The 24649-nt window shown below is 40.2% G+C and carries 18 protein-coding genes; 7 read left to right on the top strand and 11 right to left on the bottom strand.

From position 1 onward, the window contains the following. A complete protein-coding gene (locus AC1D0K_RS15195) occupies window positions 1–888 on the bottom strand; it encodes an alpha/beta fold hydrolase (protein ID WP_477396604.1) in 888 nt (295 codons plus the stop codon). A 323-nt stretch (window positions 889–1211) separates the two neighbouring features. Here AC1D0K_RS15195 and AC1D0K_RS15200 point away from each other — a divergent pair, with 323 nt between their 5' ends. From AC1D0K_RS15200 to AC1D0K_RS15210, 3 genes are read left to right on the top strand one after another with little or no spacing between them, the layout of a single operon-like run. Then, window positions 1212–4655 (top strand): ThuA domain-containing protein, encoded by a 3444-nt coding sequence (locus tag AC1D0K_RS15200; protein ID WP_477396606.1) that lies wholly within the window; start codon window positions 1212–1214, stop codon window positions 4653–4655. A 25-nt stretch (window positions 4656–4680) separates the two neighbouring features. Further along, window positions 4681–5541 (top strand): sugar phosphate isomerase/epimerase family protein, encoded by an 861-nt coding sequence (locus AC1D0K_RS15205; protein WP_477396609.1) that lies wholly within the window; start codon window positions 4681–4683, stop codon window positions 5539–5541. Between the two features lie 2 nt (window positions 5542–5543). Next, entirely contained in the window at window positions 5544–6488 is a 945-nt protein-coding gene (locus AC1D0K_RS15210) for a sugar phosphate isomerase/epimerase family protein (protein WP_477396611.1), read from the top strand. Between the two features lie 202 nt (window positions 6489–6690). Here the strand turns inward: AC1D0K_RS15210 and AC1D0K_RS15215 are convergent, their stop codons facing one another. From AC1D0K_RS15215 to AC1D0K_RS15230, 4 genes are all read right to left on the bottom strand, one after another. Then, window positions 6691–8292: a gliding motility-associated C-terminal domain-containing protein gene (locus AC1D0K_RS15215; RefSeq protein ID WP_477396613.1), complete on the bottom strand. Its 1602-nt coding sequence runs from the start codon at window positions 8290–8292 to the stop codon at window positions 6691–6693. A gap of 457 nt (window positions 8293–8749) precedes the next feature. After that, window positions 8750–10648, bottom strand: a complete 1899-nt coding sequence (locus tag AC1D0K_RS15220; RefSeq protein WP_477396615.1) for an AAA domain-containing protein — start codon at window positions 10646–10648, stop codon at window positions 8750–8752. A 72-nt stretch (window positions 10649–10720) separates the two neighbouring features. Further along, window positions 10721–11302, bottom strand: coding sequence for a TetR/AcrR family transcriptional regulator (locus AC1D0K_RS15225; RefSeq protein ID WP_477396617.1), 582 nt, complete (start codon window positions 11300–11302; stop codon window positions 10721–10723). A 78-nt stretch (window positions 11303–11380) separates the two neighbouring features. Beyond that, entirely contained in the window at window positions 11381–12136 is a 756-nt protein-coding gene (locus AC1D0K_RS15230; RefSeq protein WP_295716332.1) for an SDR family oxidoreductase, read from the bottom strand. Window positions 12137–12497: 361 nt separating this feature from the next. On the opposite strand from AC1D0K_RS15230, the gene AC1D0K_RS15235 reads away from it, so the two are divergent. After that, a complete protein-coding gene (locus tag AC1D0K_RS15235; protein ID WP_477396620.1) occupies window positions 12498–14234 on the top strand; it encodes a phospho-sugar mutase in 1737 nt (578 codons plus the stop codon). A 376-nt stretch (window positions 14235–14610) separates the two neighbouring features. Here AC1D0K_RS15235 and AC1D0K_RS15240 read toward each other — a convergent pair whose 3' ends face one another. From AC1D0K_RS15240 to AC1D0K_RS15250, 3 genes are all read right to left on the bottom strand, one after another. Further along, window positions 14611–15675, bottom strand: a complete 1065-nt coding sequence (locus AC1D0K_RS15240; protein ID WP_477396622.1) for an AI-2E family transporter — start codon at window positions 15673–15675, stop codon at window positions 14611–14613. A gap of 128 nt (window positions 15676–15803) precedes the next feature. Continuing rightward, a complete protein-coding gene (locus tag AC1D0K_RS15245; RefSeq protein WP_477396624.1) occupies window positions 15804–16133 on the bottom strand; it encodes a nuclear transport factor 2 family protein in 330 nt (109 codons plus the stop codon). Between the two features lie 33 nt (window positions 16134–16166). After that, window positions 16167–16970 (bottom strand): SDR family oxidoreductase, encoded by an 804-nt coding sequence (locus tag AC1D0K_RS15250; RefSeq protein ID WP_477396626.1) that lies wholly within the window; start codon window positions 16968–16970, stop codon window positions 16167–16169. A gap of 139 nt (window positions 16971–17109) precedes the next feature. Between AC1D0K_RS15250 and AC1D0K_RS15255 the strand changes: the two genes are divergently transcribed. Continuing rightward, window positions 17110–17508, top strand: a complete 399-nt coding sequence (locus AC1D0K_RS15255) for a winged helix-turn-helix transcriptional regulator (RefSeq protein ID WP_477442677.1) — start codon at window positions 17110–17112, stop codon at window positions 17506–17508. A gap of 56 nt (window positions 17509–17564) precedes the next feature. Here AC1D0K_RS15255 and AC1D0K_RS15260 read toward each other — a convergent pair whose 3' ends face one another. Next, the gene (locus tag AC1D0K_RS15260; protein WP_477399908.1) at window positions 17565–18797 is read right to left on the bottom strand and encodes a multiheme c-type cytochrome; all 1233 of its coding nucleotides are present in this window, start codon (window positions 18795–18797) and stop codon (window positions 17565–17567) included. Window positions 18798–19498: 701 nt separating this feature from the next. On the opposite strand from AC1D0K_RS15260, the gene AC1D0K_RS15265 reads away from it, so the two are divergent. Further along, window positions 19499–20719, top strand: coding sequence for a DUF2264 domain-containing protein (locus AC1D0K_RS15265; RefSeq protein ID WP_477463079.1), 1221 nt, complete (start codon window positions 19499–19501; stop codon window positions 20717–20719). 63 nt (window positions 20720–20782) lie between these two features. Here the strand turns inward: AC1D0K_RS15265 and AC1D0K_RS15270 are convergent, their stop codons facing one another. Further along, window positions 20783–21391 carry a hypothetical protein gene (locus AC1D0K_RS15270; RefSeq protein ID WP_477400025.1) on the bottom strand — a complete coding sequence of 203 codons (609 nt, stop codon included), beginning with the start codon at window positions 21389–21391 and terminating at the stop codon, window positions 20783–20785. A 297-nt stretch (window positions 21392–21688) separates the two neighbouring features. Then, entirely contained in the window at window positions 21689–22033 is a 345-nt protein-coding gene (locus tag AC1D0K_RS15275; protein ID WP_295716318.1) for an RNA recognition motif domain-containing protein, read from the bottom strand. A 735-nt stretch (window positions 22034–22768) separates the two neighbouring features. Between AC1D0K_RS15275 and AC1D0K_RS15280 the strand changes: the two genes are divergently transcribed. Next, the gene (locus AC1D0K_RS15280) at window positions 22769–24325 is read left to right on the top strand and encodes a DUF6377 domain-containing protein (RefSeq protein ID WP_477442992.1); all 1557 of its coding nucleotides are present in this window, start codon (window positions 22769–22771) and stop codon (window positions 24323–24325) included. The last annotated feature ends 324 nt before the right edge of the window (window positions 24326–24649 follow it).

Below are 24649 nucleotides of genomic sequence, written 5' to 3' on the forward strand. Positions count from 1 at the left end.
TTACTTAACCCTGGGCATCGGTGCCGCCAAATATTCATTCAGCATAGCAACAAATAACTCCGGTACTTTACTGTCGGCGTTAGGCGACATGATCTCGCCCATATAGCTACCATGGTTATCTGGAAATATAGACAAACGACCATGAGGCAGCAAACGATACATTTCAACAGCATGCTCAGGACGAACAACGTCCTCATCTCCGATAACTATTAAAGCGGGGGCTTGTATCGATTTAATAACATCGCTTTCCCAATCCTTAAAAGTTTGCATCCTTTTGGCGTCTTTATCGTGCATGTTTTGCAGCCCAGCCTGGGTATTACCGGGGATACTTAAATATACTTCCTGGTATATCCTGGGCATATTTTCCAGTTTGGCATGTTTCATGCCTTCCCAAAGCCAGGAATACATCCCTTCACGCCTGTAAAATGCCGACGCCAAAACAAGTTTGCGTACCCGTTCCGGATGCCTGATAGCTATTTGCATGGCTGTATTACCCCCATTGCTGAAACCCAAAATATCGGCACCGGTAACATTCAGTTGTTTAAGCAGTTCGGCCACATCATCCGCATCCTGCTCAAAGCTCACAGGGGCGTCCCGGTCAGTTGTATGCCCATGAGCCTGAAGCTCTACTGCTATAACCTGGTGTGTTTTGGATAGCATTGGCAGTATTTTTCCAAAAGAAGTGGTTATAGTTGATCCACCGCCATGGATCAACACCAATGGCTGACCGCTGCCATGAATCTCGTAATACATTTTTATGCCATTTACATTGGCATAGCGGCCCGTTTCCTGGCCCTGGGTTTTATTAACTGTTGTCATAGCTATCAGGATAAAAGCAGTGGTTTTAATAAAGCGGTTAAGCAAGTTTTGCATAATCAAATATACCATTGGTTAATAAAATAATAAATGGCGACTTGCGACAATCGCAGATCTATTTACGACTCTTTTCTTTAAAAGATATAAAGTGCTTAGGGTAACAATTTACTTACAATGCATTTGGTGGTAAAAATAAGCGTGTATTTATTAAACTCTGATTAGTTATAAATGCTAATATTGTATTAACCAATTAGTTCGCCGGTACTTTTTTGCCATTACATAATACGTTTTTATCATCAAGGCTTAATCCTGTTTTGGGTTGAATTTTTGAAAGGACGCGTTGCTTTAGCAGATTGATTGGGAATAAGCAGAACATCAACTAAATCTCTCAAATAATGTCATTAAAATTAAAACTCACCTGTATTTTATTGATTGGGCTCAGCTTTGGGCTGTATTCATTTAAAAAACCAGTGCCAACGCAGCATGTTCTTGTTTTTTCAAAAACATTAGGCTGGCATCACTCCTGTATTCCTTTTGGTATTGCTGCTATTCAAAAGTTGGGGAAAGAGAATAATTTTGAGGTGGATACCACCACCAATGCAAATGCCTTTACAGATAACAATTTAAAGAAGTACGATGCCGTAATATTTCAATGTACAACCGGCAATGTACTCAATGCCGAACAGCAGGCTGCTTTTGAACGGTACATCCAGGCAGGGGGCGGTTATGCGGGCGTGCATTCCGCAGCCGATACGGAATATGATTGGCCATGGTATGGTAAACTGGTAGGCGCCTATTTTTCAAGCCATCCCAATAACTCAAATATTCGGAAGGCAACTATAGATGTTACCGATAGGACAAACCCTATTACAGCTAATCTGCCGGCAAGGTGGGAGCGTACCGACGAATGGTATAATTATAAATCCATCTATAGCGGCATACATGTGCTGGCCAGTTTGGATGAAAATACCTATGATGGTGGTACCAATGGAACAAGCCATCCCATAACCTGGTTTCATGAGTTTGATGGTGGTCGTTCTTTCTACACCGGCTGCGGCCATACCGACGAAAGTTACAGCGATCCATTGTTTTTGGGGCAGTTACTTGGCGGTATCCGTTATGCCATGGGCAATGGCAAGCCAATGGATTATGGCAAATCCTATTCAAAAGTATCTCCAGATCAAACACGCTTTATAAAAACAGTGTTGGTTAGCAATATTGCTTCACCAATGGAACTGGCAACAGCTAAGGACGGTCGTGTGTTTTTTACCCAGCTAATGGGCAACTTTTCTGTATTTAATACCCGTACAGGTCAGTTCAAAGTGATCCATAAATTTCCAATTACGTATGAGGGAGGCACCGGCGTTATTGGTTTAACGCTCGATCCTAAATTTGAAAGCAACCAGTTTGTTTATATTTATTACATGCCCGCCGGGCAAACTATTGAGCCACTTAACTTTCAGCTGTCCCGTTTTAAATTAAGTCCGTTAAATGTGCTCGACCTGAAATCTGAAAAGATATTATTGAAAGTTCCTGTTCAAAAAGTGAGCGGTGCTCATCATGGGGGCTCATTGGCCTGGGATAAAAATGGTAACTTATACCTATCAACTGGTGATAGTTCAAGTCCGTTTCCTGCAGATGGATATGCTCCTTTGGATGAACGCCCCGGAACGGAACATTACAGTTTAGATGCGCAGCGCAGCGCGGGCAACACAAACGATTTTAAAGGAAAGATATTAAGGATTCACCCGGAGGCTGACGGTACCTATACTATACCCGAAGGTAACCTTTTCCCTAAAGGTACGGCTAAAACCAAGCCGGAGATTTATGTAATGGGCTGCCGTAATCCTTACCGTATAGCCGTAAACCCGGTAACCTCGGTGCTATACTGGGGCGAAGTAGGACCTGACGCAGGTAAAGACTCCCCGCGCGGACCGCGTGGGTACGATGAATTTAACCAGGCACGCAAGGCCGGTAATTTTGGCTGGCCATATTTTGTCGGCAATAACTTTGCTTATTCTCACTGGGATTTTGTGACCAATACACCAGGACCGAATTTTGATCCCAAGGCTCCTGTAAATAACTCGCCAAATAATACCGGTTTAAATGTACTGCCACCCGCTACACCGGCGATGATCTGGTATCCTTATGCTGCATCGGATGAATTTCCAGAATTGGGCATGGGCGGAAGATGCGCCATAGGCGGCGGTTTTTATGAGTATGACGCCAGTGTTAAAAACCCCAACAAGTTTCCCGAGTATTACAGCGGTACCTTATTTATGGCCGATTGGATGCGCAACTGGGTTATCAACCTAAAGTTTGATAAAGACGAGAATTATCTGCGTAATGAAGCTTTTATGCCGGCCAACGGCGATTTCAGAAGACCAATTGATATGGAATTTGGTCCTGATGGCGTATTATATATGCTGGAGTATGGTTCTGTATACGGTGCACAGAATGAAGACGCCCGCCTTGTGAAAATTGAATACAATACAGGTAACCGCGCACCCATAGCCAAAGCAGGTATTACAGATACTGCTATGCAGTCGTACTATCAGCACACCAAATATTTGACAGCTGAGTTAAAGGAAATGCCTGTTAAAAAAGAGATTTCGGGCCAGGCTCCGCTTAGCGTGAGCTTCAATAGTCAAAACAGTAAAGATCTGGATGATGATGACGCAATAACTTATCAATGGTTGTTTGATGGTAAAACAGTAGGTGCAACAACCGCTTCGGGAAGCTATGTTTATACTAAGCCCGGCGTATACAAAGCCATACTAAAGGTTACAGATAAAAGTGGATTAACAGGCAGAGATACCGTAATGGTAAGAGTTGGTAATACCAGGCCCGTTGTAACTATTGCCAGTGCCGATAATAAATCATTCATCTGGAATGGTAAGCCTTTTAAGTATCGTGTAGTAGTGAAGGATAAAGAGGATGGAAAGATTGATCCTAAGCGGGTGAAATTATTTTACATGTATAACCCGCAGCCATCCACCGATGGTAAAACCGCACAAAACCTGGCAGCGTTATCTGCTACAGAAATCAGCTATCCGGGTAAGGCATTAATGGCATCCAGCGACTGTAAATCATGCCATACAATCAATAAACTGGCTGTTGGCCCAAGCTTTACTGCCATTGCGAACCGGTATAAAGCACAAAAAGGTTCTACCGATAAACTATCCAAAAAAATAATTGCCGGTGGTGCAGGCAGCTGGGGAACCGAGCATGTGATGAGCGCGCACCCACAGCTGTCAAATGCTGATACCAAGGAGATTGTAAAGTATATATTCTCTTTAACCGATAAGAAGGGCAAAGTAATGCCTTTGCCTTTGAACGGCGCCCTGAACCCGAAATTTAATGATACCGAGCCACGCGGACAGTACACCATTTTGGCATCTTATACCGACAAAGGTGGTAAAATTGTTGGTCCGCTAACTGGTACCGATGTGGTTACATTACGCAATGCTGATGTTAAAGCTGTTTATGCTGATGATTTGAAAGGTTTTAACCGTTATGGAAATGATCTTTCATTGGGTAATCACAAATCATTTGTGTTGTTTAAAGATGTGGATCTGACGAATATTAGAAAGTTCAGTTTCCAATATGCATCAAAGGAGATTGATGGCGAAATTGAGGCACGTATGGATTCACAAGCCGGGCCGGTTATTTGCTCAACAGCTTATGGCGATACAGGCAGCTGGGACAAACTGGCGTGGTTAAGTGCTGACGTGCAGAAACCCGTTACCGGCAAACATAATGTATTCATATTTGCTATTAAACGTACCAAACCAAACGACGGGATCCTTAAGCTAAGCGATATTAGGTTTGATCAATAAATTAGATAATTAAATAAACTCCTTTATGAAGAAAATAGCAGTAGTTACAAGTGTTTGTTTAGCAATGGGTTTGCTATCAACACAAACTTTCGCTCAAAGCGGCAAACCGGTTTTTGTTGCGCCGGTTGGTGTACAAGCTTATACCTTTCGCAGCAGCATGCCTAAAGCTACGATTGCTGTGCTCGATACTATTAAATCAATGGGCATAACCGAAATGGAGGGCCAGGAGCCCAAAGGAATGCCGCCCGAAGAATTCAGGAAACTCTGTAATGAGCGCGGCATAACTATCCCATCCATTGGTACAGGTTATGATGATATTGTTAAAAGTCCCGGCGATGTTATCAAGCAGGCAAAAATTCTGGGTGCTAACTATGTGATGGTGGCCTGGATACCTCATGGCAAAGAGTTTACGCTTGAAGATGCCAAAAAAGCTGTGGCTGATTTTAACAGGGTAGGGCAGATCCTCTCGGAAGCCGGACTTACATTTTGTTATCATAACCATGGTTACGAATTTGGGGCTTATGAGGATGGTACGCTGTTTGATTACATCGCGAAAAACACCAATCCTAAGTATGTATCCTTCGAGATTGACCTGCTATGGTCGTTCCATGGCGGGCAGGATCCGGCTAAGCTGATCAATAAGTATCCAAACCGTATAAAACTAATGCACCTGAAAGATATCCGTAAGGGTGTGGCTAATGATTTAACCGGGGGAACAGATACCAAAAATGATGTAGCCCTGGGCACCGGGCAAATTAACATTCCTGAAGTTTTAAAGGCAGCAAGAAAAGCTGGTGTTAAACACTATTTTATTGAGGATGAAAGTCCATCATATGCTACCCAGATGCCTGTCACTATAGCTTATATCAAAAGTTTAAAATATTAGAGATGGCTGAGGGATTAAACAGACGACAGGTGTTAAAAACAATTGGTTTAGCAGCAGGTGCGGCAGTTTTGGGAGATCCTGTTTCGGCGGCAATTAAGGTGGAAAAGAAAAACGATAATGGCTTTGTGTATTCGCTAAATATGAGCACCATCCGGGGACATAACCTGGGTTTTGTGAAAGAACTTGAAGTAGCGGCAAAGGCAGGTTTTACCTCAGTGGAGATTTGGCTGGATACGCTGCAAACCTACCTGCAAAACGGCGGTTCATTATCCGAGGCAAAAAAGATCATAGACGGCCTGGGACTTAAAGTAGAGGATGCTATAGGGTTTGCCCCCTGGATAGTTGATGACGATGCCGTTCGGCAGAAAGCCGTTGTTCAGTTACAGGCAGATATGGATATGCTGGCCAAAATTGGTTGCCCGCGCATAGCTGCCCCGCCTGCCGGCGCTACAAAGTTACCATTAATAGGCCTGGATACTATTGCCGAGCGTTATAGTGCTATACTAAAAATGGGCAAGCAAAGCGGTGTTATCCCCCAGTTAGAAATGTGGGGAGGTTCTGTAAATCTGAAACAGGTGAGCCAGGTACTATATGTGGTTGCTGCCTGCTGCGATGCGGATGCTCGGATTTTGTTGGATGTATTCCACGTTTATAAGGGGCAGTCGCCTGTGGAGAGTTTAGCATTTGTAGGTAAGCCGGCATTAGATATCTTACACGTAAATGATTACCCGGCCGGTATTAGTCCGGAAAAGATCTCGGAACCGGATAGGGTATATGTGGGTGATGGCATTGCTCCGGTAAAGCAAATATTGCAACTTGCCAAACATCCCGATAAACCTTTAATTATATCTTTCGAGGTATTTAACAAAAGCTATTATGCACAGGATGCATTGCAGGTGGCAAAAACAGCATTAAGGAAAATGAAGGCCGTTACGGCATCAGTTTAACATCGCGGGCAAGTGTTCCACTGGAACGCATGAAACGATTGATACACCTGGAACGCCCAGGATGCTGATTATTAGTGTTCTGGGCGTATTTCTTAAAATAGCAAGAGGGTGTATTTGTTGTTGATTATCAATTCTTTGTGTTTATTTAGTCGTGCCTGCCGGTAATTGATATAAGATTAAGCTATATTTTTTTAGATAGATGCTACCTGATTATAACTACGTATCCCGAAATAGGCGGCGAGTTGTTACTCAAATTGATGATGTAGTAATAAGTGCCTGCCGGCAGGTTTTTACCGTTATACCTGCCATCCCAAGGCTGTGTATATCCGATGCTTTTAAATAGCAGGCCGCCCCATCGCGAATAAACAAAAACTTTACAACCGGGGAAATATTGAAGATCTTTAATAACCCAGGTATCATTAGTACCATCATTGTTTGGGCTAAATGTATTTGGAGGTTTTAATGTTGAACAGGAATTTTTCTTAATATTAACGGTATCAGAAGTTTCGCAGCCATATTCATCGGTAACTTTTACCTGGTAAGTACCGCCGGTTTTAACTAAATAGGTAGGGTTTGTGCTGCCATCCTGCCATAAATATTGAGTAAATATGCCAGGGTTTAATATTACGGAATCGCCCAGGCATAAAACCAGGTCGGTGCCAAGGTTTGGCTTGTTGTGTACTGTTAAATTTAAATTAGTAATAATGTCATCGCAGCCTTGGTTGTTGCGTAAAGTATCGCTGTATTGGCCTGTGGAATTTATAACTCTACCCGAGGGTAACGTGTAGAAATCTGCAGGACAGATAGTAGCGGAAATATTGTTGGTTTTAGGGGGATCATATACATGATAAGTAATGGTTATTACATTTGAGTTGGTACTGCTGCAATTACCATTATTGTTATCTTCCACCACATTTAACCGCAAAAAAGAGGTGCCTGCTCCCGGCGGGATAAATTGGTAATCTGGATTGGTTGCGCCCTGTATATTTACCCAGCTAGTTTTATCTGCCGAAATTTGCCATTGATAGGCGTTCTTCACATAACAGTCCTCCACTTTTGAATTAAGGCTAATGTTGCCTTTATAGCACGAATTTTCAAATGTATCACCGGTAACACCATCTATACCTATTGTAGTTACAGGGCCTGCCGGTGTAATAGTAATATCATCTAAAGCCAGGTCGTTTCCGTATCCCCCGGGAACATCGTTGTGCATCCTTATTACAACGGTAGACATGCCGGGCGAGGTTTTGAAATTAAACCCGGTTTTGAGCCATTTAACCGGGTCTGTTACAACTATTGGCCCTGTACTATAACTTTTTAAAACCGTTCCGCCGGTGGTTTCAATGGTGATGGTAATAGCCGGCTCAAGACCACCTTGAGCCGCAAACATGTTTAACACATAGGCGGCAAACTGGTAAGTTGTTCCATCACATAAACCATTAACCTTTTGTACAAAAAAGTCGCCGGCTGCACGTTTCATACCATAAATCATAAAATAACCGCCAGTATTTCCAGTATGATCTGTTACCGTATGCCATAGGCCGTAACAACCTGCTGTGTGGTTAACAATGGAGTAGAAGTCGTCTTCCGGGCATATCCCTGCACCATACCTGTAATCTGTTATGCCATCTTGCAGGGGCGGACCAATTTCGTCATCGCCAGATCCGAATGTTTCATTAAAAACGGGTACTCCCGAACTTTTTGAGCATTGCGAATAAGCCACAGCAGCACTTAGCAGGAAAATAAGAAGGATAACACCCCTTAGGCACATCAGGTAATAATTGGTGAATAAAGCTATAAACAATTACCTGATTTTTTTACTGCCTCCGAGAGGTTCTCTAAAATAAATAAACAGATTGTCGTTACTTCGTGCCTACCTATGGCGTATTTGCTAAAACCTCTTTTGTCATCCTGAGGAACGAAGGATCTACTCTTCACCATGTTTCTTCGCCCTGTACAGTTTGCAAATAGATCCTTCGTTCCTCAGGATGACAAACCTTTCTAAACGTCATTTCCCCTTCAGGGTCCTCCGGATTTTAAAACTACCTATGACATATTGGATTTTGAGGAGTGTGGGCCTGTTAGTCTGAGCCTGTCGAAGACTCGCGCGGAGAGGCCTTTGCCCGCTATCCTTCGACAGGCTCAGGATGACAGCCATTTTTGTTGCGTCACTTTCTCCTTCAGAGGCCACCGGATTTTGCAATTAACTATGAAATATTTCTTAAAAAGGCTTTTGTTATCCTGAACGATTTGAATAATCTTTAATCTCCGGAGTATTCCCAGGCACTCTGGTATCCGCCCAGTTTTTCGGCATGGTCAACAAAATCAGCATAAAATTTTAACCTGGTAAGGGTTGCGCTATCGCCAATAACTACCAATTTTTTACGTGCGCGGGTCATGGCTACGTTCATGCGGCGTATATCTGACAGGAAACCGATTTCGCCATCAGAATTGCTACGGGTAAGGCTGATGTAAACCACGTCACGCTCCTGTCCCTGGAAACTATCTATGGTATTAATGGAGATATCATCGGCATGTGGTAATAAGTCGGGATTATTCAGTAATTGCTCTTTCAGTATCCTAATCTGTTCTTTATAAGGTGATATAATGGCAACGCTCGGAAATTTAACGGTGGGATCAATTGCTGTTATCAGCCTGTTTAAATGTTTAAATAATAAAGCTGCCTCATCAGCATTAAAAGTACTGGTGCCTGCCTGTTGTTCTTCAAAACCGGCGCCGGCAGTATCAATAAAAGTAACCGGAATATCTCCGTTAAAAAGTAAACGGTTAGCTACTGATGCATGCGCCTTTAATTTATCTTCATAAAATTCTCTTGAAGAGAAGCCCATAATAGCTTCATTCATGCGGTATTGAACATCCAACAAAACAACTGCTTCGGGATGGAGGGCCACGCATTTCTCAAGCAGGGTAATTCTTAAGCCCGCTTTAGCCGCCTCGGTTGATTTGATGGTAGGCGGGAGCTGTAAATGATCTCCCGCTAAAATTACCTTTTGAGCTTTAAGGATCGGGATCCAGGTGGCAGGTTCAAGAGCCTGCCCAGCCTCATCTATCACAACGGTATCAAATTTTACATCCCTTATAGTATAATGATTGGAGCCCACCAGTGTTGCCGTAATCACTTGCGCTTTACTTACCAAATCATCAATGATGTGCTGCTCTGCGAGAGTTACATCTTTCATGATCTTGTGCGCTTCATTAAATAGCGCCTTTCGTTGGTCACGTTCAGATTTTCCAAAGCTGCGCTTGTACTTATGGGCCATATCTTTATACGCGCTGGCCTGCTTTTTTAAGGTGCGGATCAACTTATTATCAGCATGCGCGGTCATTTTGCTATCGAGCGTTAAAGCCACCAGCTTTTCAGAAACACGATTGGGGTTACCTATCCTTAAAACGTTTAATCCTTCGTCTGCCAGTTTCTCGCTTAAAAGGTCAACAGCAGTATTACTGGCGGCAACTACCAGTATTTGTTTTTGGGTTTGCTTAGTCAATAGATTGATGGCCTGTACCAATGTAGTGGTTTTGCCTGTACCGGGCGGGCCGTGAACAATGGCCAGGTCCTGTGCTGCAACAATTTTGTTAACTGCCGCCAACTGCGAAATGTTTAAACGGGATATAGGGACGGGGATAACATCGTCTGCAAAAATAGCAGCGGTTTTACCGGTAAGAATTTTTACTAACCTGCCTTCGTCTGGTTTTGCGTTTAAAATAGCTGCCTGTTTAATGGCTTTCAGCATTTCGTCATAACTGTTGTTATCAAACAGCAAGTCGATACCCAGTTTACCATCCCGACTCCAATCGGGCAATTCATCGGTATATAAAGTGATCTTGAGTCTGTTGCCGCCCTGGTAGGTGATGAGGCCTTCTACGCGATCTTTTTTAGGGTCGTGATTGGAAAATAAGGCAGCTGGTATACCAAACCTAAGCTGGTGCGATAGGTCTTGATGGGTAGTTCGTTCAACTTCAACACTCAGATAGTCGCCCCGGCCAGGTTCTGTGTTCCTGATAGCGATAGGGTACCAGCTAAGGCCCTGCGCCCGGCGGTCGGCTGCCGAAGTGTTTTCTGTTAGCTTTAGATAAGTGTTGCGGTCTTCATCTTTCTCTTTGTTCAGCAGATCAAGCAGCTTTTTAAAATAGTCCATCGGCTGCAAAGGTAATATAAATGCTAAAGGCTTAATGCGGAAGGTGAAAAGCTAAGAGATCGTTCGGCAAACTTAACGTAGGGCAGATAAAGCCACGGTCACAATATCTTCCAGTACTTTCCTATCGGCCCCCGCCCGGGCCGCCACTCTTAAGCCGCTGATGGTGCTGAATATAAACCTTGCCAAAGCCCTTGAATCAATTGCTGTTTTAAACTGACCGTCACGCTGGCCTTTTTCAATTGTTTTGGCAAGGGCATTTTCCACGCTCAGGTTATTCTCAGTCACTAAATGGGCAATTTCCTTATCGTGACTGGATAGCTCAACAGCGGTGTTCACCATAAAGCAGCCCTTTGCCAATGTATCTTCTTCGCTTTCTTTAATAACAGCATAAAGGATCTGTGTTATTACTTCTTCGGCGTTATCGGCATTGTTAATCAGTGAAAGTACTGCATTGGTATTTTTTGATTGATATTGTCTTAGTGATTTCGCAAAAAGCGTTTTTTTATCAGTGTAAGTATTATAAAGGCTTGAGCGGTTTATGCCTAACCTATCTACCAGATCCTGAGCGGATGTGGCATGGTAGCCTTTGTCCCAAAATAATGAAAGCGCTTTATCAAGCAGTTCATCCTCATCAAATTCTTTTTTCCGGGCCATAATAAATCTCTCTTATACAAAATTACCGATTTGAAACAAACGTTCCAAATCGGTATAAATAAAATAGCAAACTATTAATTAATAGATAACGGCGTTTACAGTTAAGCCGCCATCAACAGTAAGTTCGGTACCGGTAATAAATGAAGCATCGTCAGAAGCTAAGAATCTAACTGCGTTGGCAATTTCTTCTGATTTAGCAAAACGGTTTAATAAAATCTTCTTACCTAATAAGCTACCAAAGCCACTTACTTCTTCTTCTGATAAACCTAATTTACCGTAAAGTGGGGTTTCAACCGGGCCGGGAGAAATTGCGTTTACACGTATCTTGCGGCTTGCAAGTTCACTTGCCAATACTTTGTTAAGCGATAATAAAGCTGCTTTGCTGGCTGCATATACGCTGCTATCGGGCACACCCAAAGCGGCATTTACAGATGTGTTAAAAATAATAGAACCACCATCGTTTATTATTGGCAGAAATTTTTGAACAGTGAAGTAAACACCTTTTACATTTAAATTCATGATGGTATCATAGTGTTCTTCAGTTGCAGTGGCTACAGAGCTAAATAAGGCTACACCAGCATTCAGGAACAGGATATCCACTTTACCAAATTGATCTTTAACTTCGGTAACAAGGTTATCAATCTGGTCTAATTTAGCCTGATCAGATACGATGCCGGTTACGCCCAACTCTTCTGCTGCTTTGCTTACTGCTGCTGCATTCCTGCCGGTGATAACTACCTGTGCACCTTTTGATGCTAATTCTTTAGCTGTTGCATATCCTATACCGCTATTACCACCTGTAACTACGGCAACTTTGTTTGTTAAATTACTCATTGTTTTATTTTTTTTATGTTGTTGTTTTTGTTTTGATAGGTCAAAGATAAACATTTTGAAACGATCGTTTCAAAATTATTTTTTGTTTTTTATTGATGATGACATTCGCTTTACAAACCTCACTATACGGCATCTGGTTTAGCCTGTAAAATAATAATTATGTATGGACAATAACAGGGCAAATGCGATTAATTAACTGTTGGCAATTTTTATAATTATAGATAATTGCAGAAAATGTTACATTTAGCAACATTAAATGGTATTTATATTTTAAGCGTTGCAGTTTTTTTATTGCACTTTTAAAAACACATTTTATTACCATATTTGTTACAGTACAGGTTTACCAATAATCTATTTAAAAATGCAAGACTTAGACCCATCAATTCTTCAAAAAGTGAACACCTGGCTTCAGGGAAATTATGATGCCGATGTTAAACAGGAAATTCAGACGTTACTTGATCAAAAAGCATATACCGAATTAACGGATTCGTTTTATCGCGATTTGGAGTTTGGAACCGGCGGTTTGCGCGGAACCATGGGGCCAGGATCAAACCGTATTAATAAGTACACTATTGGCGCTGCTACCCAGGGATTAGCTAATTACCTAAAGAAAACGTATCCGGGCGAAAAGGTTAAGGTAGCTATAGCTCATGACAGCCGTAACAATGCCGATCTGTTCTCGAACATCACTGCCGAGGTGTTTTCTGCTAATGATATTCACGTTTATTTTTTTAAAGCGCTGCGCCCAACACCAGAGCTTTCTTTTGCTGTACGCCATTTTGGTTGCAAAAGCGGAGTAATGTTAACCGCTTCTCATAACCCAAAAGAATATAATGGCTACAAAGCTTATGGTGCCGATGGCGGTCAGTTTGTTGCGCCTCATGATAAGGCTGTAATGGATGAGGTGGCTAAGATTGCCAGTGTAGATGATATAAAATTTAATCGTGTTGATGCCAATATTGAAGAGATAGGTGAGGAAATAGACAATCTTTATTTAGATAAGATCACAGAGCTTTCTGTTTCGCCGGAAGCTATCCATCGCCAAAAGGACCTTAAGATCGTTTTTTCACCTATTCACGGTACGGGAATTACTTTGGTGCCCCAGGCATTAAAGCGATTTGGTTTTGAAAATGTGATCCTGGTTGACGAGCAAACTACACCCGATGGGAATTTTCCTACTGTAGTGTATCCAAACCCCGAAGAAAAAGAAGCGTTAACGCTTGCCCTTAAAAAGGCGCAGGAAGTTGATGCCGACCTGGTACTGGCAACAGACCCAGATGCTGACCGGGTGGGTATTGCTGTAAAAAATACCGATAATGAGTTTATCCTGCTAAACGGTAACCAAACCGGCTGTATGCTGATCAATTACCTGCTGAGCGCATGGGAAGAAAAAGGTAAACTTACCGGCAAAGAATACATCGTAAAAACCATTGTAACTTCAAACCTTATTGAAGAGATAGCTAAAGCTAAAAACGTAACCTATTATAATACCCTAACCGGCTTTAAATACATTGGTGAGTTGATGACCAAATTTGAAGGCAAACAAACCTTTATCGGCGGCGGTGAAGAAAGTTATGGTTACCTGATAGGCGAACTGGTGAGAGATAAAGATGCTGTTGTATCAAGCGCGTTTATTGCCGAAATGACAGCTTATTATAAAGATAAGGGCAGCAGCTTATTTGAAGCCCTTTTAGATACTTATGTACAATATGGTTTCTACAAAGAAAAACTGATCTCGATCACCAAAAAAGGTAAAACCGGAGCTGAAGAGATTAAGGCCATGATGGAAAAATTCAGGAACAATCCTCCTGCTACATTAGGTGGCTCAAAGGTTATTACCTTGAAAGATTATGAAAACAGGATAGAAACCGACCTGAACACCAATACAACTTCGGCTATTGAATTGCCAACGTCTGACGTTCTTCAGTTTATTACCGCGGATGGCAGTATCATTTCTGCCCGTCCATCAGGTACAGAGCCAAAGATCAAATTTTATTGCAGTGTAAACGGTAAACTGGCCAGTAAAGGGGCCTATGCTGAAACCGATAAGCAATTGGAAGCTAAAATTGATGCAATTATGCAGGATCTGGGCGTGTAATTTTAATTAACGACAGGATGATATAAGAGATCCCGGGCAATGGTCCGGGATTTTTTTGTACCACGTGCGCACAATAGCTGTACGTTTTCGTACGATGTTTTTGGGGTGATTTTTTGGTAAGTAGCTGTGTGTTAAATATTTATTTGATTGGCACGAACTTTTAAGTGAAAGCTTTGTTATTAACCTTGAGTTTTAACCAATTAATAACAACGAAAATATTAAAAAGCGCCTGGCGCTTTAAAGCCTGCTCTTTATGAAGATAAATCAAACGTGAGAAATTTGATTTAGTTGATGTTACGTATTTAGTAACCATGCGTTCCGGGGTGAGATACGGAACGCATTTTTATTTTAGCATCTGCGTTTATAGTTTGCTGAGTTATGGTGTAACAGGCGTATCGGTTTCGTTTATTTTCTTAACATACAACTCATCAACCAGTATCATCACAATAGCTAATAAAGGCACCGCCAGTATGATACCCAAAACACCAGATAAGGTTCCCATAAGCACCTGCGCTAAAATGGTTAACGCGGGTGGCAGGTTGATCATTTTATTTTGAATAATTGGTGTTACAATATTGCTTACAATTGTTTGCGTTACCATATAAATCAGCGCTACAATAATTGCCGTATTTGTACTTATGGTTAAAGCGAGTAACACACCCGGAATCATGGCTGCCAATGAACCAAAATTTGGTATAAGCTTAAGCAGGCCCGTAAGCAATGCCAAAACGAGTGCTACCGGGATACTCATGATGCCTAAACCTATAGAAAGTAAAATAAACACCAGTACCATTGATAGCATCATGCCCTTTAACCAGCCTTTAAGGGCATAGCTGATGCGGTCAAATATCTGGCGGGCGAGGGGTTTCTTGCTGTCTGGTACCAATTTTATCAGCCCATCTTTGTATAAATCAGGATTGGAGGTGAAAAATATGGCAAGGAACAGGATGATATAAATATCGCCCAAAACACCAAAACTGGTATTAAAGAATGATTTGGCAGTAGTCATTAATGCATCCGAGTTATCAGATGCAAGGTATTCCAGGATCTTTCTGCCAATTGGAGTTTCGGCCATTTTTATTTTAGCGTTGCTGATGGTATGGGGCAGCGTATCGCTCAAAACAGCTACCTGGTTTGATATTTTGGTTCCCATGATCCAAAAAAGTACTGCCAATATGGCAAAGGAGCCTCCTATAGAAATGGCCATGCAAATGCGGCGTTTCCATTTAGTGTTTCGCTGAATTAAATCACCAAGCCCGTGAAAATAAACGGAGATCAGTATTCCGGCAAGCACCATCAACAACACATTGAAGGCAACACGGGCAATCAGTATCACTACAACCAACAGCGCAACAATGGCTACCGTATGCCATACTTTTTCAATGTACGTAAGTTCTTTTTGGGTTATTTTATCTGTAGGCTGCTTGCTTTCATTTGTCATACTAACTGAATAGAAAAAGGGGTACAGATAGGGGACAATAAATATGCTCAAAAGTTTTAGTGAATGTTAAATTGCTATTAATTGAACATGATTTTAATGAAAATTTGTTAATTACATGCATTATAAAATCAACTGTGGGATAGCTCAATTATTTTATCGCCTGCTAATTTGAAATGGTTTTGTATGTCAATCGGGTTTTTACCAGGGAAATTTCCTGTAAGCCGGGTGGTAACAATAATAGCTGGTTGCTCCAGTTCAATATCCAAAACTTCCATCTGGAATTCATATAATTCAGTGATCAGTTTTTTCCATGCTTTAATCTCATTTAAACCTTTATAGTTTTTTCCTTCATCCTTAACAATGGCATCTTTGGTAAAAAGGGAAAGTAATTTTGCTGTATCCCTGCTGTTTGAGGCATCAACATAATCGCTGATTATATTTGGTATTATATTTTTCATGGTGTCCAATTTGCCTGGTTGTTTTCATTATGGTTATACTGTGGGTACAGATCCGCCGTCAATCACAAACTCGCCACCGCTCAGGTACGCTGCCCTGTCAGATACAAGAAACGCAACCAGTTCTGCAACTTCTTCGGGTTCAGCCGGTCGTCCCATGGGGATGCCGCCTAATGAATTCATAATTATTTCTAATGCCGCAACCTTGTCGCCTCCATTTTTCGATGCAATATTATTTATCATTCCCTGTGCTCCATCGGTATTGATAAATCCGGGCGAAACGGTATTTACACGTACTCCTTTTGGCGCCAGTTCTTTTGCAATTCCTTTGCTGTAATTGGTTAATGCAGCCTTGGCTGCGGCATACGCAATTGTAGCCTCAAAAAGCGGCATTTTTCTTTGGATAGACGAAATGTGGATAATTACACCGGAGCCCTGAGCTAACATAGCGGGTAACATGCCCCGGTCTAAGCGAACAGCCGCCATTAAATTTGTATTTAAGGCATTTGCCCAATCTTCGTCAGTTAAAACCATAACCCCACCACTTGGTGCCGAAGATCCACCTAAGGAATTGATAAGTATATCAATTCCGCCTAAACGTTTAAGCGTTTCATCAATTACCTTTAACGCGCCTTCTTTGGTGCTCAGATCTGCCTGGATAAATTGTTCGGGTTTCAGATCATCAGGAACCGTCCTTGCAGTGGTAACAATGCTTGCCCCGCCTTTTAGTAAACGATTAAAAATCGCTTTTCCCGCGCCCTTTGTCCCGGCGGTTACCAGGATTCTTTTACCCGTAAATTCAGTTTCATCGATATTAACATTCTTTTTCGTTGTACTCATGAGATGTTGTGTTTTTATGGCAACAAAGTTCGGCAGGGCGTCACTCGCGTACAAGTACGGAAAAACGATTCAATAGGGATAAATTATTCCCTATGCTGTTTTAGTTTCCAATACCTTAAATTTGTGATATTACAACACAATGTATAAAAGGAAAATTCCAATAGCACTTGATTGTGGACTCGATCTGGTTAGAGAGATACTAAACGGCAAGTGGAAGATCATGTTACTTTATTATATCTCCAAAGGCATCAAACGTCCTGGTGCATTACAAAGAAGTATTCCTGAGGCATCGCGCAGGGTATTAAATATGCAACTGAATCAATTGGAAGATCATGAGCTGATTAGTAAATTAATTTATGCTGAACTTCCTCCTAAAGTTGAATACAGTTTAACAGAATTTGGAAAATCGTTAGTTCCTGTTATTGAAGTCTTAGGCGATTGGGGTGATAATAACCGCGACCGCTTGCAACAGGTTATTATTAAAGCAGAAAATATGCTTGCCACTGCTGATGAGGCTGTTGTAAGAAAAAATGATTGAAATTGGTCTTGTTTACTATTAAATAAAAATAAAGCGGTTAGCCTGTTTTGGTTGAACTATTTCTTTTTATTTGATTCTTCGCCCTTTATAAAGGCTGCAATTTTTTGAGTTTCTTCGGGATATATAGCTATATGGTGGGTGCGTACCTCATAGGGCGGGTTCATTTTATTATTAAGGGCTGTTAAACTAATTACATGAGAAGCTTTTTGAGGCATATGGCAGTTGATGCAATATGTTTTGATAGCTGTGCCCAATTTGGGTGCAAGCTTGCAAAAGTTATGATTGGCTTCGCTATGGCAGTTAAGGCATTTTTGGGTAAACATTGCCATGCTTTTTTCCTGGTTTATATGTGGATTATGACACGTGCCACAATCCATATTGCTCATGATATAGCATTTACTTGATGATAGCAGCGCATTTTGATTTCCATGCACATCAAGTGTAGGCGGGCTTGCTGTTGCAGCAAATGAATCAGAGCCTACAAACTTGTTTAACGTATCACCCATCTGGAAATCAAAAGTGGATCTTTGCGGTACCATTTTATTACCCGAATGGCAAACAGCGCATGCATCCATTTTTTGAGCCCGGGTTAAAGAGCGGTAAGTAGTAATATATTTCGCCTTTTTTTCATCAGGGTATTCGGTATGATAATTCACGTGATTGGCAGCCGGCCCGTGGCAGCGCTCGCAATCAATACCATAAATGAGCGATGTTTTATCAAACCCCAGTTCTTTGCTTTCGGGAGGAAGCTCGCCAATGTATGAGGTATGGCACTCCAGGCACTTCCTTAATATGGGCCTGTTGAAATTTACCCTGTCGGGGATATAGCCGGGGCTGTTGGTCCATTGATGCATAGCACTGAAATAGGAGACAGGTAATTCAAATAACTGCTTTCCTTTCCAGTACAAATAAGTTTCGGCTTTAACACCTCCTACAGCTATATCAAATGGTTCTGCCTCTGTTTGTTTACCGTTTTGATATGCCACCTGGTATAAACTATCGCCACGTTTTTCCATGGCTACTTTAAGGCCGTAACCATAATCTAAAATGTTAAAACCCTTTAAAAAGCTGCCACCAATTGTTTGTAACGATGCCGGGCGCGAAGTTTTAAAATGCGCTGTGTGGATATAGGAATCATATTGGGCGCTATGGCATTTTATACAGCTTGCCGAACCTGCGTACACTTCGCCGCGTGGGTCTGTGGGTGTGCCGTTAAAGCATTGTGTTAAAATAAATGTTAATGGAATCAGTGATATCAGAACTAAAAAAAGTGTCCTTTTTTTAAGCATAGGTTTATTACTTGCTGTGTAGGTTTAAAATTGGTAAAGATTTTAAAAAGGCGTTTAAAATCCGTTTCAAGTTACTTCAATAATTAAACAAAGCAAATAAACATTATTGAAATAACGATAGTTTTTAGTTGATGTAGGCAATTTGTAGTAGTGTTTCCATTTGATTTGAGTATAACACAAACTTGAAGAAGCGCAAGCTTACCGACAGAAAAGCCAAAGAAAGGAGGTAAGCACAAAATAAAGAAACAAACAGAGAGCGCTAAATAACTCCCCTTTTTATTATTTAAATAAAAGCTAAAATTACTTCATGCAAAAGTAGAGACCAATAACCGATAGTATTTGAATACAAATTACCGCCGAAAGTCTTTTAATGCCATTTATTTTGGATGGACCGAATATATATGCTGCCGAAGATAAAATATATACAGCGAGTGTCAAGCCCGCAACTATTATCAAATTTGGGCCTTCTGGGTCATTGAAAAAGAAGAATAGCATTCTGGAGCAAATGATGGCCGTTACCGCCAACATTATTAACGAAATCTTTTTTGACTTGTAATATAGATTTGCAATGTTATTACCCATGTCCATAAGATGAGCCTTCTCACAAATATAATAATTTCACAGGAGATTGCTTAGTTGTGCCTTTGCCAGGGTATTAACTTTACTGCCTATATTTACGGGAATAATTCTACATCCCGGTTATGCCAAGTAAATTTTGCTGTTTTATTGTAATGCTGTTTTCATCTGTGGGATTGTTTGCCCAGGCTCCGGTAAACGTTAACGCCGGTGTTAAGGAACGGGAATACCTTATCAATACCTTGGTGCGTATAGCCGCCCCTGTTTTAACAGCCCTAAGCAAAAATGAGCTTAAGCAGCAGATACCTGTAGAGGCAAAAATGGCTGATAGGGGGGCCTATGTTTGTCTTGAAGCGTTTGGCCGTTTATTGGCCGGCATGGCTCCCTGGCTTGAGCTGGGTGCTGATAAAAGTGCTGAAGGAAAACTAAGGGGAAGATATATCATGCTTGCCAGGCTTGGCCTTCATAATGCAACTGATCCTAATAGCGCCGATTTTATGAATTTTAATAAAGGTGGCCAGCCTTTGGTGGATGCCGCTTTTTTGGCCCAGGCTTTATTGCGCGCGCCCCGGCAGTTATGGGAACCATTGGATGTACAAACCAAAGCAAACATCATAGCGGCGTTAAAATCAACACGGATTATTACTCCAGGATATTCAAACTGGCTGTTGTTTAGTGCTACCATTGAGGCGGCGTTATTTAAGTTTGATGATAACGGCGATATGATGCGGATTGATTATGCGCTGAAACAGCATCAGTTATGGTATAAAGGCGATGGCGCTTATGGTGATGGGCCTGATTTTCACTGGGATTACTACAATAGCTTTGTAATTCAACCTATGCTGTTAGAGATGCTTCAAACTTTAAACCAGCTAAAGCATGATAAGGAACCAGATTATGCCTTAGCGCTAAAACATGCGCAACGGTACGCCGCTGTTTTGGAAAGATTTATATCCCCGGAAGGCAGTTATCCGCCGCTGGGCCGTTCATTGGCCTATAGGTTTGGTGCGTTTCAGCTTTTATCAAAAGTGGCGCTGTTAAAAGCTTTACCAAATGATATAAAACCACAGCAAGTAAGGGCAGCCTTGTATACCGTGATAAAGAGGCAAATTGAGGCGCCCGGTACTTTTGATGCAAAGGGGTGGTTGCAAATAGGGCTTTACGGCCATCAGCCCGAAATAGGCGAGGGGTATATTTCAACAGGCAGCCTTTATTTGTGCTCGCAGGCTTTCCTTATTCTTGGTTTGCCTGCATCTGACGAATTTTGGCAAAAAGCTGATGCGGACTGGACGGCAAAAAAAATCTGGAATGGTGAGGATGTTGATACCGATCATGCAGCGGATTAAACTTCGAATCAGTGCCTTTTTTGTAGGAACAAGGAGAGGCTGATAGTTTAGTGAGCTTTTATACTAAAAAATAAAACCCGGTAGAGATAGCGTCTGGTAGTTTTCTTTTACAAGCGATTTTTGTTTCGCCTCTTCTATTTTGCTTTCTAACTCATTGCAGGTAAAAACAGCTACCCCTAATTCAACTTTATATTCAAACTGCAAGGATAAACTGGTCAGACTTGAATTCCAATTATAAATATCTGTGTAATTATTGGGTCGCTCAGTAAACTGACCGTAGCTTTTAATAAAATCGTCTAAAACTTTATAGGCGATAACTCTTTTAAAAAACAAGTAGATGTTAACGATTTTGCCTTTATACGTTCGGATTCCAATTAAGTCGAGCTTTAAACTATCGCCGATGGCTAACATATTGTCATCATCATAAACATATTTTACGCAACTATCAACATCAGGTTTGTTATCACCATCAAGATATGCTAACCTGTAAATTGGAAGAGTTGTTATATCTGCTCCAAGAGTGATGTTTTTAAGGCCATTACAGAATTTTAAATATTCAATGGAGCCCGGCTTAAGTGATTGCGAACACGCGGGGAGGGGTTTGCAACATATTATTGCAAAGAATACTAACTTAAAATAAAAGTATGTTATGATAACAATATACCTTCGCATGTACCCCGATATTTATTAGGGTACAGTCGCAATCAAAATGCCGTATTTTTTAATTCAAGCTTGTTATCGTTTGGTTGTGTTAATAATTGAGAAAAAAAGCGAAAAATTGTAAACCTCTTATACGCTTTTTTGTTTTTATTTATACTGACTGTCAGTGTGTTATTGACAATGTGACGGATTTGGTGTGGCAGTTTTGCTACAGATGCTATTTCCTAAAACTGCAGACTAACGCGGTTCAAAAAAATAGTAAAGGTAGGCTATAACACCTGTAAGTTATCTTACTATTAAATGCTATAACTAAATAGTTCTTCTTGGTCTTTTGTTTCTTACGGCTTCTGCTGCTGGTTTTTTGAAACTATTAAAACCGAAAGCCTTTTTTGGTGGCGCCGGGCGAATTGCTGTTTCCTCGTTAATTTTAACATTTAAGGTTCTATCACCAATAGGGGTGCCATCCAATGCGTTTACAGCATTTTCGGCGCCTGCACGGTCTTTCATTTCCAGGAAAGCGTAGCCTTTGCAAATCCTGGTTTTTTTATCGCGCACAATTTTGATAGTACTTACTTCCCCGTGTAAGTTAATCATCTTGACAAGATCGAGTTCGGTCATGTCTAAAGGGAATCCCCCCACAAATAATTTTATCATTATAAGCTTTAATTCAGTTTAAAGTTAGTTGCAAAAACAACGACTATGGATTTTATTTTATTTCAATTAAATGGAATGAAAATAATTTAATCAAAGGTAAGGAGATAAAAACTACTTATGCACAAATTTCCGCAACATATATAATTCAAACCTTAAAATTATTGCGTGAGACGCCATTTAATTGATCTTTTTGATTATGACCGAACATATAACAAGTTACTTGAAAAAAATTCCTTTCATTTTATTGGTATTATTTGCCTCCTTATCTATTTGATGTATTATATCCGCATTTGAATGTCTCAGAAACTTGTTGTTTTAATTTTATGAGGCGGTATTTGCACGCTAATTTTATTTAAACATAAATTAGGTAAGTGGTCAATAACTTTTACACTATTGTCTATATTTGAAAATATAAACCAGTAATTAAAATTATAATGAAATAAAAAATACCTTGGTCGTGGATGATTGATTAGGGATGCTTTTTAGTAATTCATGTTTGGTATATTTTCTTTAAATTTAATAGCTGCTAGTAATTTTTTTGTGTTTTAATATTGATCAACTATTTTAGGTTTATGATCGATACATTTAAAACTAAACCTTATTTTCAAACAAAGCTTAAGAGCAATTTGATTGTTATTAATAACTACTTTGCTGTATAACCCTAATTGACTATCAATAAAGATGAAATATTATTTCTGMCTGATTTTTTTGCTGACAAGTTTTTCAGTGTTTGCCTTGAATACTACGGACAATTTGATAGATGAGTTGAAAAATGAAATAGCAAAAAAAAATGGCTACGATAACAATAAAGAGATACGGATAAAGAAGTTAAAGCTTAATCTGTCACGCCTCTCAAAAGACGACTATGATGGTCAGTTTTATAACTGGAATAGCCTTTATAGTGAGTATAAATCATATCAGTTTGATTCGGCCTATGTTTACGTTGATAAAATGATATCATTAAGTAAGCTTAGGGGAGACAAGCCCCGGGAGTATTACAGCTATGTAAAAATGGCTTTCATACTGTTATCATCGGGCATGTTTCATGAAGCGTTTGATTTTTTACATAAAGTAGATGTAAAGGCTTTAAATAACCCGGCCAGGATAGATTATTATTTTTTTTTGGGCAGGTGTAATTACGATCTGGCAAATTATAGTAACGACAAATATTTCACCCCAAATTACATTGAAACGGGTAATAAGTTTATTGATTCGGCCATATCTTTTTGTGGAAACGACTATATAAGCCGAAATTACCTGTTGGGTTTGCAAAAACTCCAGGAAAAGAAATTTGAAGAGGGGAAAACCTGGTTTACCAAGCTTCTGGAAAACAAAACACCTATAACCATGCATTTAAGAGCAATGGTTTCGTGTTCATTAGGTACCATTTATTTAGAAAATAACCAAAAAACAGAAGGGCTTAACCTCATGATTCAATCGGCCATCGCCGATATTAAATCTTCAACAAGGGAAACCGTTGCGCTTTATACCCTGGCCGAGATACTATATAAGGAGGGCAATATTAAAGATGCCTATAGTTTTATACAACTGGCAAAGGATGACGCTGATTTTTACGGGGCGCGCCAGCGAAAAATACAAATAGGTTCAATTTTGCCGGTAATTGCCGCCGCAGAACTTAATAATTCTGAACATCAAAAAAACAGGTTCCTTGTTTTCCTTGTGATTATAACAGCGCTTGCATTGCTTGTGGTGTTTTTTATGCTCATGCTATTTAAGCAACTAAAAAAACTTAAAATAAAGGAACGGATAATTGAAGGCAACAATGTACAGCTGAGTGAGATCAATGGCAAACTAATTGAAGATGCCAAAATAAAGGAAGAGTATATAGGCCAATTTTTTAAAGCAATTTCGGGTTATATACTAAAGCTCGAAAACTTAAAAATATCTATTGATGCAAAGCTTTCTATGAAAAAGTATGATGCTATTCATCCCTTGATTGATAGCATAGATATAAAAAAGGAAAGAGAGAATTTGTATTATAGTTTTGACCACATTTTTGTTAAGATCTTCCCCAATTTTATAAATGTTTTTAATAGCCAGTTTGATAAAAAAGATCAGATATGGCCACAGGAGGATGAGGTGTTAAATACCGATCTCCGGATATTTGCCCTCATTCGGATGGGAATATCTGACAATGACACGATTGCCAAAATACTGGAGTATTCCGTGAATACAATCTATGTTTATAAGATGAGGATAAAAGCCAAGTCATTGCATCCCGAGCAATTTGAACAATGCATTATGAATATTAAAGCTTTTGATTTTAATTGAGTTCTTAAAGGCGTTTAATGTGCTTTAAAGTTAAAAAAGGTCGTTTTTGAATTGGTTTAAAGTTTAAATTTTATTAAAAAACGGTAAAAAAAGATTATATTTTTTTCAAGTATTAAAAATTCAATTTATTGATTATCAGTTATTTAAATTTTAAAAACGCTTAAATAATTTATATAAATATTAAAATTAATTGTTTAACCCTCAAATCATACCTGCCTGGTATTTTTCTCCATCTATTATAACTAAATTGCATTACATTTTAAGGTGTGATATTATAAACCATTACATTTTCAACTACCGTTATTAAAAAAACAACTCAGTTAA

It is taken from the genome of Mucilaginibacter sp. P1_A3 (assembly GCF_056406855.1).

Excerpts from the sequence above, each read along its gene's own strand:
- AC1D0K_RS15195 (WP_477396604.1), bottom strand. The coding sequence starts at position 888 with ATGGTATATTTGATTATGCAAAACTTGCTTAACCGCTTTATTAAAACC.
- AC1D0K_RS15200 (WP_477396606.1), top strand. The coding sequence starts at position 1,212 with ATGTCATTAAAATTAAAACTCACCTGTATTTTATTGATTGGGCTCAGC.
- AC1D0K_RS15205 (WP_477396609.1), top strand. The coding sequence starts at position 4,681 with ATGAAGAAAATAGCAGTAGTTACAAGTGTTTGTTTAGCAATGGGTTTG.
- AC1D0K_RS15210 (WP_477396611.1), top strand. The coding sequence starts at position 5,544 with ATGGCTGAGGGATTAAACAGACGACAGGTGTTAAAAACAATTGGTTTA.
- AC1D0K_RS15220 (WP_477396615.1), bottom strand. The coding sequence starts at position 10,648 with ATGGACTATTTTAAAAAGCTGCTTGATCTGCTGAACAAAGAGAAAGAT.
- AC1D0K_RS15225 (WP_477396617.1), bottom strand. The coding sequence starts at position 11,302 with ATGGCCCGGAAAAAAGAATTTGATGAGGATGAACTGCTTGATAAAGCG.
- AC1D0K_RS15230 (WP_295716332.1), bottom strand. The coding sequence starts at position 12,136 with ATGAGTAATTTAACAAACAAAGTTGCCGTAGTTACAGGTGGTAATAGC.
- AC1D0K_RS15235 (WP_477396620.1), top strand. The coding sequence starts at position 12,498 with ATGCAAGACTTAGACCCATCAATTCTTCAAAAAGTGAACACCTGGCTT.
- AC1D0K_RS15240 (WP_477396622.1), bottom strand. The coding sequence starts at position 15,675 with ATGACAAATGAAAGCAAGCAGCCTACAGATAAAATAACCCAAAAAGAA.
- AC1D0K_RS15245 (WP_477396624.1), bottom strand. The coding sequence starts at position 16,133 with ATGAAAAATATAATACCAAATATAATCAGCGATTATGTTGATGCCTCA.
- AC1D0K_RS15250 (WP_477396626.1), bottom strand. The coding sequence starts at position 16,970 with ATGAGTACAACGAAAAAGAATGTTAATATCGATGAAACTGAATTTACG.
- AC1D0K_RS15255 (WP_477442677.1), top strand. The coding sequence starts at position 17,110 with ATGTATAAAAGGAAAATTCCAATAGCACTTGATTGTGGACTCGATCTG.
- AC1D0K_RS15260 (WP_477399908.1), bottom strand. The coding sequence starts at position 18,797 with ATGCTTAAAAAAAGGACACTTTTTTTAGTTCTGATATCACTGATTCCA.
- AC1D0K_RS15265 (WP_477463079.1), top strand. The coding sequence starts at position 19,499 with ATGCCAAGTAAATTTTGCTGTTTTATTGTAATGCTGTTTTCATCTGTG.
- AC1D0K_RS15270 (WP_477400025.1), bottom strand. The coding sequence starts at position 21,391 with ATGCGAAGGTATATTGTTATCATAACATACTTTTATTTTAAGTTAGTA.
- AC1D0K_RS15275 (WP_295716318.1), bottom strand. The coding sequence starts at position 22,033 with ATGATAAAATTATTTGTGGGGGGATTCCCTTTAGACATGACCGAACTC.